At 68.8% G+C, this 12444-nt stretch carries 10 protein-coding genes; 8 read left to right on the forward strand and 2 right to left on the reverse strand.

Annotated features, from left to right (window positions below):
• Window positions 1-92 precede the first annotated feature (92 nt).
• Window positions 93-3608: a patatin-like phospholipase family protein gene (locus tag UU7_RS18860; RefSeq protein WP_007804208.1), complete on the forward strand. Its 3516-nt coding sequence runs from the start codon at window positions 93-95 to the stop codon at window positions 3606-3608.
• Window positions 3609-3676: 68 nt separating this feature from the next.
• On the opposite strand, the gene UU7_RS00220 is transcribed toward UU7_RS18860, so the two are convergent.
• Both UU7_RS00220 and UU7_RS00225 read right to left on the reverse strand, forming a co-directional pair.
• Entirely contained in the window at window positions 3677-4075 is a 399-nt protein-coding gene (locus tag UU7_RS00220; protein WP_007804210.1) for a DUF4156 domain-containing protein, read from the reverse strand.
• A 142-nt stretch (window positions 4076-4217) separates the two neighbouring features.
• Entirely contained in the window at window positions 4218-7094 is a 2877-nt protein-coding gene (locus UU7_RS00225; RefSeq protein ID WP_007804212.1) for a M16 family metallopeptidase, read from the reverse strand.
• A 273-nt stretch (window positions 7095-7367) separates the two neighbouring features.
• Here UU7_RS00225 and UU7_RS00230 point away from each other — a divergent pair, with 273 nt between their 5' ends.
• The 7 genes from UU7_RS00230 (at window position 7368) to UU7_RS00260 (ending at window position 12434) form a co-directional block, all read left to right on the forward strand.
• Window positions 7368-7589 (forward strand): hypothetical protein, encoded by a 222-nt coding sequence (locus tag UU7_RS00230; protein ID WP_007804214.1) that lies wholly within the window; start codon window positions 7368-7370, stop codon window positions 7587-7589.
• 32 nt (window positions 7590-7621) lie between these two features.
• The gene (gene trmL, locus UU7_RS00235) at window positions 7622-8095 is read left to right on the forward strand and encodes a tRNA (uridine(34)/cytosine(34)/5-carboxymethylaminomethyluridine(34)-2'-O)-methyltransferase TrmL (RefSeq protein ID WP_007804216.1); all 474 of its coding nucleotides are present in this window, start codon (window positions 7622-7624) and stop codon (window positions 8093-8095) included.
• A gap of 124 nt (window positions 8096-8219) precedes the next feature.
• Window positions 8220-8870, forward strand: a complete 651-nt coding sequence (locus tag UU7_RS00240; RefSeq protein ID WP_007804218.1) for a ubiquinone biosynthesis accessory factor UbiJ — start codon at window positions 8220-8222, stop codon at window positions 8868-8870.
• A 5-nt stretch (window positions 8871-8875) separates the two neighbouring features.
• On the forward strand, window positions 8876-10516 hold the full coding sequence (gene ubiB / locus UU7_RS00245) for a ubiquinone biosynthesis regulatory protein kinase UbiB (protein WP_425480487.1): 1641 nt from the start codon (window positions 8876-8878) through the stop codon (window positions 10514-10516).
• Window positions 10517-10537: 21 nt separating this feature from the next.
• Entirely contained in the window at window positions 10538-11290 is a 753-nt protein-coding gene (locus UU7_RS00250) for a pseudouridine synthase (protein WP_007804223.1), read from the forward strand.
• Window positions 11291-11418: 128 nt separating this feature from the next.
• A complete protein-coding gene (arfB, locus tag UU7_RS00255) occupies window positions 11419-11841 on the forward strand; it encodes an alternative ribosome rescue aminoacyl-tRNA hydrolase ArfB (protein WP_007804225.1) in 423 nt (140 codons plus the stop codon).
• The gene (locus UU7_RS00260) at window positions 11838-12434 is read left to right on the forward strand and encodes a 1-acyl-sn-glycerol-3-phosphate acyltransferase (protein WP_007804227.1); all 597 of its coding nucleotides are present in this window, start codon (window positions 11838-11840) and stop codon (window positions 12432-12434) included. The genes arfB and UU7_RS00260 overlap by 4 nt, the downstream gene beginning before the upstream one ends.
• Window positions 12435-12444: the final 10 nt, after the last annotated feature.

Below are 12444 nucleotides of genomic sequence, written 5' to 3' on the forward strand. Positions count from 1 at the left end.
CGCCGCCGACGGCACTTGCCGCGGGCGACGCCCGGGCGCATAACCTCACCCGCGGCATGGCAGGGGCATCGAGGCCCGGGGGAGAGCAAGCCATGAATCAGAACGGGGAAGCACCGCCCTCGCCTGGCGAGCCGGCTTCGACGGAAGCACAGCTGTTCGGCATGCGGCGCGATCGCGCCGGGGTGGAGCCGCAGGCGCCACACGCCGGCCTGGCCTTGTCCGGTGGCGGCGTGCGCAGCGCCACCTTCTGCCTGGGCCTGTTGCGGGCGCTGGCGCGCAACGGCGTGCTGCACCGTTTTGACTACCTTTCGACGGTCTCCGGTGGCGGCTACATCGGCGCCGCGTTTGGACGTCTGTTCAACGCCGCCACCACGCCGCAACGGGTCGAACAGGGCCTGGCCAATGACCGGTCGCTGCTGCTGTGGTGGTTGCGCAGTAACGGTCGCTACCTGACGCCCGCCGGCGCAGGCGACCTGTTGCAGGCTGCCACCGGGCAACTGCGCGGCTTCGTGGCCACCCAGTTCGAGATCGCCGTGCTGTTGGCGCTGCTGGCATCGGCGGTGGTGTTGCCGCACCTGCTCTGCTACCCGGTCTACGCCCAACACCTGCCATGGCTGACGGTGAACCTGTGGTGGCTGGGCCTGGTTCCGCTGGGCTGGTTGTCGGCGGCCTGCGCCTTCGCCTACTGGTGGGCACGCGATCCGGAAGACGGCTCGCTGGCGGGCGACCTGGCCATCGTCGTGGTGACCGCCGCGCTCGGCGGCGGCCTGCTGTGGCTGGCCCCGCCGCTGGACAGCAGCCACGGCCCGGGCCTGATGCAGGTGGCCGGCGTGATCCTGCTGGCCATTCCACTGGCATGGCTGTGGACGCGCGTCCGCGGCAGCCAACCCGCCCAGGACCGCGTGCGCTACACGATCAGCCTCACCTTCCTGCTGAAGTGCCTGCTGCTGTTGCTGCTGCTGGGCGTCGCCGACCTGCTCGGCTGGTTCCTCGCCTGGTTGCTGGAATCGGGCGCCCTGCGCGCTCCCGGGTGGAACGGCGCGGGCATGATCGCGCTGCTGGTGGCGGTGGCGCGCTTTGCCCTGCCGGCGCTGCAGCCGCACAACGACAAGCCCAGCCTGGCGCGCCTGCCACTGGCCCTGATCGCCAACCTGTGCGGCCTGTTGCTGCTCGGCCTGCTGCTGTTGTTCTGGCTCAGCGCGCTGCAGTACCTGCTGTTCTTCATGGGCACCACCACGTCCGCGCCAGCGGCCTGGCTGCGCTGGCTGGCCGTAGTGGTGCCGTGCCTTGCCTATGCGGGGCTGACCGGGCGCAACCTGCAGGCGATCAACCGCTCGTCGCTGCACGCGTTCTATCGCTCGCGCATCGCGCGCACCTACGTCGCGGTGGGCAACCAGCCGGTGGCCGTCGCCGGCCCGACGCGCTTCCCCGTCTCGCCGCTGCAGTCGACGGACTCCGCCAGCGCACAGGCGGTGGTCAAGGTGACCGAACTGCTCGACCACGACGATGTGGCACTGCCCGACTACACGCCGCACCTGCACGGCGGCCCGATCCACCTGATCAACTGTTGCATCAACCAGACCGTCGACGATCGCACCGAGGCGTTCAACGCCGATCGCAAGGGCATCTGCCTCACCGTCGGTCCGTTCGGCGTGGAAACCGGGACCCGGCCCGCACGAACGCAGCCTGCGGGCGCCGGCGAAACGCTGCAGGGCACCACGCTGGCCGAGTGGATCGCCATCTCCGGTGCCGCCGCCGGTTCCGGCATGGGTTCGATGACCCGCCCCGGGGTGGCCGTGCTCACCTTCCTGAGCGGCCTCCGGCTCGGCTACTGGTGGCGCAACCGGCTCGGCAAGCCGTCGCTGTCATGGTCATGGCTCGGCAAGTCGCGGGCGGCCCTGCAGGAAATGCTGGCGCGCTTTCCCGGCCTGCAGGGGCCGGTGTGGTACCTGTCCGACGGCGGGCATTTCGACAACACCGGTGTCTATGCCCTGCTCAAGCGCGAGCTGAAGCTGATCGTGCTGGCCGATTGCGGTGCCGACCCGAACTACCTGTTCGCCGACGTCGAAAACCTGGTCCGCAAGGCGCGCATCGACTATGCCGCCATCATCGAATTCATCGACCCGGCCAGCCTCGCGCCGGGCACCGTCGAGCCCGCGCTGCTGGCCCGGCTCGGCACGCCGGACAGCGTGATGCCGGGGCCGGGCACGCAAAGCCTGCTGCTGGCCCGCATCCGCTACCAGAGCGGCAACACCGGCGCCCTGCTGGTGGTGAAACCGCGCCAGCCGGCGGACTCGCCGCTCGACATCGTCGGCTACGCCAACCGCGACATGCGTTTCCCGCAGCAGGGTACGGAGGACCAGTTCTTCGACGAGGCGCAATGGGAAAGCTATTGCCAGCTGGGCGAACTGCTGGGCAGGCCGCTCGATCGCGCGATCCTCGACGCACTTCCCGCGCTGGCGCTGGACGGGGTCGCCGCCAGCATCGGTCCGCTCGCTCCGGACGTGCAGAAGAGCGCGATGTCGCTGCGCCAGCGGGTCACCGCCACGGTCGGCGCCTCGCTCGGACTGAGCGCGATCGCCGGCCTGGCGCTGGCCGGTTGGCAAGCGTGGGATGCCCACCTGAAACAGGGCATCGAACAGCAGAAACTGGTCACCGAGGCCGCCCGCGACCTGGGCAAGGCGATCGGCGACGATGCCGCCTTCGACGGCAGCATGGATGCCTCGGTGCAGCTGTTCCGCGCCCAGGCCGGGCCGCCGCCGTACCCGGACTCGATCCGCCTGATGGTGGACGGCCTGGTCGATTCGCTGCAGGCGAAATGCGCCAAACTGCCACCGGGCCAGCTCGCGCTCAATTGCAACAACGACCTGACCATCCTCGGCGGCGCCCCCTCGCTGACCCGCTGGGAACGCGCCATGGTCGGCTACCGTGACTGGCCACCGGTGGTGGCGCTCGATCCCGACGCACCCGTCGTGGCGGGCGCGAACCCCTCCCCGGACTCCGCAACCACGACATCCGCCACCGACACGACACCCGTCACCGTCGACGACATGCCGTCCGAAAGCCCGACGCTGGCATCGGCACCGGAGCCCGCGCGAGATGTTCCCCCACCGCCGCCTCCGCCGCCGCCGCCCGAAACGGCAACGCCGCCACCGGTCCGGACGGCACGCCCGACTGCTGCCGCCACCACGGTCGCCCACGCCTCACCGGCGAACGCCGCCACCCTGGCCGACGCCGCACGCCGCGCCTGCACCCAGGGCATCTCGCGCCGTTTCGTGGTCTATGCGCAGATCTACGACGAGGCCGAGCGCGCCGCAGCCGAGACCCTGCTGCCCCAGCTGCGCGACCTGGGCGTGGCCACGCCCGGCATCGAGAACGTCACCGCCAGCGCCGCCAGCCGTGGCCGCACCCTGCCGTTCCAGTGGCACGTGCCCACCGTGCTCTACAGCGATGCCGGCACCCAGTGCGCGTCGGCGATCAGCGCATGGATGGGCGCCACCCGTCCGTTCGACTCGCCCCGCGCGCCCCAGGCCGTGCCGTTCCCGCTCTCCATCCGCGGCGAACCGAACGTGATCGAGCTGTGGATTCCCGCCACGGCGAAACCCTGACTGCCCCGTGAGGCCACTCAACGCGGGGGTGCGTGGGGGCCGGCCTGGCGACTCCGTGCTGGATCGGGTCAGTGCCGGATCGGGAAGGTCTGCGCGTTGCCGGGCGTCGAATTCGGCGCGGCATGGCCCGCCGGGTTGGCGCTCGGCACGCGCGCACCGCACTGATACGCGCCCCAGGGCTGCGATCCCGCGTCGGGTTCGGCCAGCGGCTTGATCGTGTCGGCATTCATCTTGGCGGCCTCGTTGCGGGCCAGCACTTCGAGTTCGTCGCGCACCTTGATGTCGTTGCGGTCGACCGGGCCGACGTGATCCATCACCGAGACGGTGACCTTGCCCAGGTCGCGACAGGCCGAGACGTCGCCGCTCCAGGCGGTGCGCACGTTCTTCGCCGCCGGGTCCATGGTGATGCCCCAGTTGCAGGCGCTCAGCAGCAACACGGGGACGAGCAACAGCAGGGTCTTGCGCATGGAGGGCTCCGCAACAGTGACTTGGAATATGGAAGAGGCCGGACCTTGCGATCCGGCCTCCATCGTAACGCGGTGGCGCGGACGCGTCCCGCGGCGGCCGCACGACATGCGGCGCCGGTTCATGCCGGCGCCGCATGCAGGCTCACCTGGCCGGCTTCGCCGCCACCGGCTTGCCGTCGGCATCGAGCACCTGCACCTGGCCGAGCTTGAGCGCACGGATCGGCGACTCGATCTTCGCCAGGTCGCCGACGATCACCCAGGTCAGCTGATCCGGGTGGATGATCTGCTTCGCCGCCGCCTCCACCGCGCCGTCGGTCTGTCCCTCGATGCGCGACTTCAGGGTCTGCACGTAGTCATCCGGGCGGTTGTACAGGGCGATGCCCTGCATCGCATCCATCACCGCCGAGGTGGTCTGGTACTCGCCCGGCATGCTGCGCACGTCGCCGACCTTGACCTTGCTGATCTCGGCGTCGGTCAGCGGCTTGTCGCCGATCACGCCGTTGGCCTCCTTCAGCATCTCGGCAATCGATGGCGCGGTCTTGTCGGTCTGCACCGGCGCGTACAGCATGAACGGACGCTGCCCCACCGCGTTCTGCAGGAAGCTGAAGGCGCCGTAGGCCCAGTGCTTGTCCTCGCGCAGGTTCATGTTGAGACGCGAGGTGAAGGTGCCGCCGAAGGCACCGTTCATGGTCTGGATTTCCAGGTTGTTGGCCGCTTCGGTGGAAGGCGCCAGGCTGCCGGCAAGGATCAGCGTCTGCTGCGCTCCGGGACGATCGACCAGGAACACGCGCGCCTGCTGCGGCGGCGTGACCTGGCCGATGTTCTTCACCGGCACCTTGCCGGCCGGTGCCTTCCAGTCCCCGAACACCGCGTTCAACTGCGGGATGATCTGGTCCAGCGTGGTGTCGCCGGCGACCAGGATCTTGACGTTGTCCGGGCGGATGTAGTCGTCCATGAAGCTGCGCATGTCGGCCGCGGTCAGCGACTTGATCGACGCCTCGGTGCCCGAACCGGTGAACGGGATCGCGTAGGCGTGGTCCTTGCCGTACAGCAGCGGCGGCAGGGTCCGCAGGGCGATGCCGGTGGGCTGGCTCTTTTCCTGCGCGATGCGCGCCAGCCACTGGCCACGCAGGCGACTGGTGTCGCCGTCACGGAAGGCCGGATTGCGCACGATGTCGGCGAACAGGTCGAGCGAGGGCTTGAGCTGGTCATCGAGTGCATTGAGCGAGGCGTTGCAGTAATCCAGCCCGCAACCGCTGGCGATGATCGCGCCCAGACGCTGCTTGCGCTTGGCGATCTCCACCGAGTCCAGGCTGCTGGTGCCTTCGTCGAGCATGTTCATGGTGAAGCTGGAGGTGCCCAGCTTGCGCCCCTGGTCGGCGGCGAAACCCGCGTCGAACAGCAGCTGCAACTGCACCGCCGGCACGGTGTGGCGTTCGGCCAGGACCACCTCGATGCCGTTGTCGAGCTTGCCGCGTTGCAGCTTCGGGAAGCTGAGGTCGGGGAAGCTGCTGACCTCGGGCACGCCCTTGCCGCGATCGACGTCGCTGGCCACCGTCTTGAAGTCGCCCCTGGCTGAAAGCACCGGCGCCGGCGCACCCTTGGCGGCGGCACGACCGGCCATCTTGGCCATGTCGGTGGCGTCGACCTTGCCCGGCACGACGGTCAAGGTGTAGTCGCCCTTGCTGATCCACTTGTCGGCCACCGCCTTAACGCTGGCCGGGGTCGCCGCCATGAACGCGTTGAAGTCCTTCAGGTACTGCCCCGGATCACCGTGATACAGCTGGCCCTGGGCGAGAATCGAAGCCTGCGTGTTGACCTTTTCCAGGCCGCGCACGAAGGAGGCACGCGTCTCGGTCTTCACCCGCGCCAGTTCGTCGGCGGTGGGGCCGGTCTTCAGGAATTTCTGCCACTCGTCGGCGATGGCGGCCTCGACCTTCGCCGGATCGACACCCTTCTTCACGTCCACCTGCAGGTTGAACATGCTGGCCAGCACATGCTGCTCGACGTCGACCGAGACATCGTCGGCCAGCTTGTCCTGGTAGACCAGCCGCTGGTAGAGCCGCGAGGTCTTGCTGCCGCCGAGCACGGCGGCGGCCAGTTCCAGCAGGTTCTCGTCGTTGCTGCCGCGACCGGGCACGTTCCACTCGCGGTAGATGCGGGTCTGCGCCACGTTGTCGGTCATCGTGCCCCGGGTGGAGCTGTCGCGCGGCGCGATCCACGGCTGCGGCCGCGGCACCTGGGGGCCGGCGGCGATGTCGCCGAAATACTTCTGCATCTTTTCCTTCGCCACCGCCGGCGTGATGTCGCCGGACAGCACCACCACCGTGTTCGCCGCGCCGTAGTAGTCGCGGAACCACTGCTTGACGTCGCCCAGCGAGGCGGCGTTCAAGTCGTCCATCGAGCCGATGGTGTCGTGGTGGTAGGGATGGTTGGCCGGGAACGCCTCGGCCTGGATCAGCTCGCCGGCACGGCCGTATGGCTGGTTCTCGCCCTGGCGCTTCTCGTTCTGCACCACGCCGCGCTGCTCGTCCAGCTGCGGCTGGCCGATCGCGCCCAGCAGGTGCCCCATGCGGTCGGATTCCATCCACAGCGCCATGTCCAGCGCACTGGTCGGCACCGTCTCGAAGTAGTTGGTGCGATCGAGCCAGGTGGTGCCGTTCTGGTCGGTGGAGCCGGCCAGTTCGAACGGCTTGAAGTATTCGTCCTTGTGGTTCTCCGAGCCCTGGAACATCAGGTGCTCGAACAGGTGCGCGAAACCGGTCTTGCCCTTCGGCTCATACGACGAACCGACGTGATACCAGACGCTGACCGCCACCACCGGCGCCTTGTGGTCTTCGTGCACCACCACGGTGAGGCCGTTGGGCAGGGTGAAACGGCTGTAGGCCAGCTCGGGACTCTGCTGCGAGGCGGCGGCAGTCGTCGCGGCGGCGGCAGCGGGAGCGGCCCATGCCAGCGGCATGCCGCCAGCCAGGGTGAGCGCGCCGGCGATCAGCAGGGCGAGTGGTTTCTTTGTCACGGTGAACCTCCTGTTTCACGGATAAGTCGACACAGGCTAGCGGCGCGGGACGGGTGTCGCAAATGACTTGCGGCAGGGTACGCCGGGGGCGTCCGCCAGCGTGTCCGGCTGTCCGGCGGCGGTCGACAGCGGTGTCCGCGGACAGGATTGCCGGCCCGAAGCCACCGTGATGACCGCGTCAAATCAAGCACTTGGAGCGTTTGCAACCGTTGGCACGCGGATTGCTCTCTTGTCCGTGCAGGGACTCTTCCCCCATTCGTCGGAGACAAGCTCATGAAATTCGAAACCCTGATGTTGCGCGGACTGTTCATCGCCTGCCTGGCGGTATGCGGCCTGATCTTCGGCGCCATGGTGACCACCACGCCCGCCTCGGTACGGCTGGCCGGCAGCCATTCGCTGCGGACGATCCTGCTGGCGGCGCCGAGCAGTTGCGCCTTGCCGCCCGACGGCGTGATGTGCGCCCAGCTCGGCACGGCGTCGCCGCTCAACGGTTGATCCCGGGCGATGCCGTACGGCGATAATGGCGGATGCTCCACGTCATCCTGTTCAATCCCGAGATCCCGCCGAACACCGGCAACGTGATTCGCCTGTGCGCGAACACCGGCGCTGGGCTGCATCTGATCCGTCCGCTGGGCTTCGAACTTGACGATGCCCGCCTGCGCCGCGCCGGGCTGGACTACCACGAGTACGCAAGGCTCGCGGTGCACGACGACCTGGCCAGTTGCCTTGATGCGATCGGCGCGCCCCGGGTGTTCGCCTTCACCACCCGCGGCCGTGTCGCCCATGTGGAGGCGCGTTTTGCCGACGGCGACGCCCTGCTGTTCGGCTGCGAAACCGCCGGACTGCCGGCAGCCGTGCTCGAGGCGATTCCCGCCGAGCAACGCCTGCGCCTGCCGATGCGTCCGGACAGCCGCAGCCTGAACCTGTCGAACACGGTGGCCGTGGCCGTCTACGAGGCATGGCGGCAGCTCGGCTTCGTCGGAGCCGGCAGCCAGGAATAGGGAATCGGCAGAGCGCTCTTCCGCGAGATTGAAAGGGACGTGCGCCGCTGCTTTGCCCTTAGCCTGTCCGATTCCCGATTCCCCATTCCCGACGGCGCCCGCGCCGCCCCGCTACAATCGGCAGATGAACGCCGCCACCCCCAACTCCTGGTTGCCGCAACCGCTGCGCAAGCTTGCCGGCCGAGCGCTGGAAACCGCGCTGAACCACACCTTGTCGCTCGATCCGGACACGCAGCAGAAGCTGGCCGCGCTGCATGGACGCAGCGTGCAGTTGCATCTGCGCGGACCCGAGATCGCGTTGGCCATCACCGTCGAGGACGCCCGCCTCAAGGTGGGCCCACCGCAGGCCGATGACCAGCTGAAGGTCGCCGCCTCACCGGGCAGTCTGCTGGCGATGATGTTCCGCCGCGACGACGACGGCATCGCTCCGGGCAAGGTGGAGATCGCCGGCGATGCCGAGCTGGCGCGCCGGCTGGAAAAGCTGGCCAGCAAGTTCGCTCCCGATTTCGAGGAGGCGTTCACGCGCACGTTCGGCGACGTGCTTGGCGTGCCGCTGGCCAGGACGGTGCGCAAGGGCCTGGCCCACGCCCGCGAAACCGCCAGCCACCTCACCGAGGATGGCGCGGACTGGTTGCGCGACGAGGCGCGCGTGGCGATGGCGCCGGGCGAGGTGGAGGGTTTCCTCGACGGCGTGGACGAGCTGCGTGAACGCAGCGAACGACTCGAATCGCGCGTGCAGCGGCTGCTGCAGCGCGTGTCGGGCAACGCCGCGTGACGCCGCTGAAGGTCGTGCCGCGGCTGCTGCGGGTCGCCTCGGTGTTGCTGGCGTACCGGCTCGACGAACTGGTCGACGCGGCGCATCTCTATCGTCCGCTGAAGCTGCTGAGGCCGCTGGTGGCGAAGCCCCGCGTCGACATCCGCGGCTTGCCGCGCGGCGCGCGCCTGCGTCATGCGCTGACCGAACTGGGGCCGATCTTCGTCAAGGCCGGCCAGGTGTTGTCGACCCGCCGCGACCTGGTGCCGGCCGACATCGCCGATGAGCTGGCCCTGCTGCAGGACCAGGTCGCGCCGTTCCCGGGCAGCGAAGCACGCGCGATCGTCGAGCAGGAACTGAAACTGCCGATTGGCCGTCTCTACGCCCAATTCGATGAAACACCGCTGGCCTCCGCCTCGATCGCCCAGGTGCATGCCGCCACCCTGCACGACGGCCGCGAAGTGGTGGTCAAGGTGCTGCGCCCGGGCATCGATGCGCAGATCAGCCGCGACGTGAAGCTGCTGCGTTCGCTGGGCGAACTGGCCCAGCGCTGGCACCCGAACGCCGACAAGATCCGCCCGCTGGACGTGGTGGCCGAAGTCGAGAAGATGCTGGAGAACGAGCTGGACCTGCAGCGCGAAGGCGCCAGCGCCAGCCTGCTCCGGCGCAACTTCGCCAGCGGCGTGGACCTCTACGTGCCCGAGGTGCACTGGGACCTGACCGCCACCCGCGTGCTCACCCTGGAACGGGTGCACGGCCTCAGCAGCGACGACATCGCCGCGATCGACGCCGCCGGACTCGACCGCAAGGCGCTTGCCGTCAAGGGCGTGCGGGTGTTCTACGAGCAGGTGTTCCGCGACAACTTCTTCCACGCCGACGCCCACCCCGGCAACATCTGGGTCGACCCGGCGCGCACCGATGAACCGCGCTTCATCGCGCTGGATTTCGGCATCATGGGTTCGCTGCCCGAAGCCGACCAGTACTGGCTGGCGCAGAACTTCATCGCGCTGTTCGAACGCGACTATGCCCGCATCGCCAAGTTGCACGTGGACGCGGGCTGGATGCCTGCCGACGTGCGCCTGGACGAGCTGGAAGCCGCCGTGCGCACGGTGTGCGAGCCGTACTTCACCCGTCCGCTGTCGCAGATCTCGCTGGCCGAGCTGGTCGTGAAGCTGTTCCAGACTGCGCGCCGTTTCGAGCTGACCCTGCAGCCGCAGCTGATCCTGCTGCAGAAGACCCTGCTCAACATCGAGGGCGTGGGCCGCATGCTCGATCCGGAGATCGACATCTGGGCGGTGGCGCACCCGGTGCTGAAACGCATCCTGCGCGAGCGCTACAGCCCGTTGCGCACCTTGCGCGAAGTGCGCAAGCGGTTGCCCGAATGGCTGCACGAGGCACCGCAATTCCCCGAGCTGGTGCGCGACGCACTGCGCCAGATCGGTCGCGGCGAACGGCGCGTGCTGAGCGACCCGCTGGCGCTGAAACTGAGCCTGGACAACGCCCGACGCCAGCACAAGCTGATTGCCTGCGGTCTGCTCGGCAGCACGCTGCTGATCGGCGCGACCCTGCTGGGCACGCTGTCGCCGCACCACGGCATCTGGCCGCCTCTCGGCACCGGCGTCGCCGGCCTGCTGGCCTTCGCGATCGGCTGGCCGCGCGCGCGCTGATTGCGGCGAGCGCACCGACCCATGCTCGAGATCCTGTACCAGGACGACGCACTGATCGCGGTCAACAAGCCCGCGAACCTTGCCGTGCATCGCTCGAAGATGGTGGGCAATGCCGAGGAATTCCTGATCGACCTGCTGCGCGAACAGATCGGCGACAACGTCTACCTGGCGCACCGGCTCGACCGCGCCACCAGTGGCGTGCTGCTGGTGGCGCGCAGCAAGGAGGTCGCCGCCGCGCTGGGCGAACAGTTCATGGCCCGCAGCATGCACAAGCAGTACCTGGTGGTGGTACGCGGCTGGCCCGAACCGGTCGAGGACGTGATCGACTATCCGCTGCCCGGCTCGCGCGAAACCGGCCCGCGCCGCGAGGCACGCACCCGCTACCGGCGCCTCGCTACCATCGAGGTGCCGATCGAACTGGGCCGCTATCCACAGCAGCGCTACGCGCTGGTTCTCGCCGAACCCGAAAGCGGCCGCTTCCGCCAGATCCGCAAGCACCTGGCGCATGTCCACCACCCGGTGATCGGCGATTGCCAGCACGGCCGCGGCGACCACAACCGCCTGTACAAGCAGCACTTCGGCTGCCATCGGATGCTGCTGCATGCATGGCGACTGGATTTCCACCACCCGGTCACCGGTGCGCCGATGCAGCTGGAAGCTCCGCTGGATCAGGCCTACACGCACCTGCTCGCTCGGTTCGGCTGGCCCCGGCCCGAAGACATCGTGGCGTCGCCGAACGATCTCCCGCCACTCCCCGGTTCGTCCCGGGCGTAGCCGCGCAGCGGCGAAACCGGAGAACGCGCGGCGCAGCGTTTCGACTCCACGGCTGCGGCACCGCGCTCGACGCGGTCGGGATCAGGCATCCCTCGCCCCGCCTTTCGCTTGCCCGTAAACTGCCAGGTATGTTGACCGTCAGCCACAGCATCGCCCTGCCCGAGTCCGAACTGGTCGAGCGCTTCCTGCGCGCCGACGGTCCGGGCGGGCAGCATGTGAACCGCACCGAGAGCGCGGTGGAACTGCGTTTCGACGTGGCCGGCTCACCGTCGCTGCCTGAGGAGATCCGCACGCGTCTGCTGCAGCGCCGCGATCGCCGGCTGACTGCCGAGGGCGTGCTGGTGATCCAGGGCCGCCGCTTCCGCGACCAGGGACGCAATCGCGATGACGTGCGCGAGCGGCTGGTGGAGATCATCCGCGGCGTGCTGGTGCCGCCGAAGAAGCGCCTGGCCACCCGCCCCACCCGCGCCTCGAAGGAACGTCGCCTGGTGGGCAAGCAGCAACGCGGCCAGATCAAGCAGTCCCGTTCACGCAAGCCGGATCTCGAATGAAGGGACAACTGCCCAGCCCCGCGCAACTGCCACCGGGCATGCCGCATCTGGCCGACAACTGGCGTCGCCGACTCTGTCGCGGCGTGCTGCGGCTGTGCGGCTGGAGCCTGGTCGGCGAGTTTCCCGACGTGCGCCGCGCGGTGCTGATCGCGGCGCCGCACTCCTCATGGTGGGATGGCGTGTGGGGCCTGCTGATGAAGGTCGGCATCGGCGCCGACATCCATTTCATGGGCAAGCAGGAGCTGTTCCGCGGCCCGCTGGGCAAGCTGCTGCTGAAGCTGGGCGGCATGCCGATCGACCGCGGCGCCGCCAAGGGCGTGGTCGAGCAGATGATCGACCAGCTGCAGCAGCACGAATCGCTGTGGCTGGGCATCGCGCCCGAAGGCACGCGCAAGCCGGTGGCGCGCTGGAAGAGCGGTTTCTGGCGCATCGCCCACGAGGCCGGCGTACCCATCGTCACGGCCTGGTTCAACTATCCGGACAAGACCATCGGTGTCGGCCCGCTGTTCCACACCAGCGACGACCTGGAAGCGGATCTCGCCCGCCTGCGCGCGTTCTATGCGCCGTTCCGTGGCAAGCGCCGCAACGTGTGACGGGATGCGC

Origin of the sequence: Rhodanobacter spathiphylli B39 (genome assembly GCF_000264295.1) — a bacterium.
Classification (GTDB): domain Bacteria; phylum Pseudomonadota; class Gammaproteobacteria; order Xanthomonadales; family Rhodanobacteraceae; genus Rhodanobacter; species Rhodanobacter spathiphylli.

What these genes read in the sequence shown, in the direction of transcription:
- UU7_RS18860 (WP_007804208.1), top strand. Translation starts at nt 93, where the DNA reads ATGAATCAGAACGGGGAAGCACCGCCCTCGCCTGGCGAGCCGGCTTCG.
- UU7_RS00220 (WP_007804210.1), bottom strand. Translation starts at nt 4,075, where the DNA reads ATGCGCAAGACCCTGCTGTTGCTCGTCCCCGTGTTGCTGCTGAGCGCC.
- UU7_RS00230 (WP_007804214.1), top strand. Translation starts at nt 7,368, where the DNA reads ATGAAATTCGAAACCCTGATGTTGCGCGGACTGTTCATCGCCTGCCTG.
- trmL (WP_007804216.1), top strand. Translation starts at nt 7,622, where the DNA reads ATGCTCCACGTCATCCTGTTCAATCCCGAGATCCCGCCGAACACCGGC.
- UU7_RS00240 (WP_007804218.1), top strand. Translation starts at nt 8,220, where the DNA reads ATGAACGCCGCCACCCCCAACTCCTGGTTGCCGCAACCGCTGCGCAAG.
- UU7_RS00250 (WP_007804223.1), top strand. Translation starts at nt 10,538, where the DNA reads ATGCTCGAGATCCTGTACCAGGACGACGCACTGATCGCGGTCAACAAG.
- arfB (WP_007804225.1), top strand. Translation starts at nt 11,419, where the DNA reads ATGTTGACCGTCAGCCACAGCATCGCCCTGCCCGAGTCCGAACTGGTC.
- UU7_RS00260 (WP_007804227.1), top strand. Translation starts at nt 11,838, where the DNA reads ATGAAGGGACAACTGCCCAGCCCCGCGCAACTGCCACCGGGCATGCCG.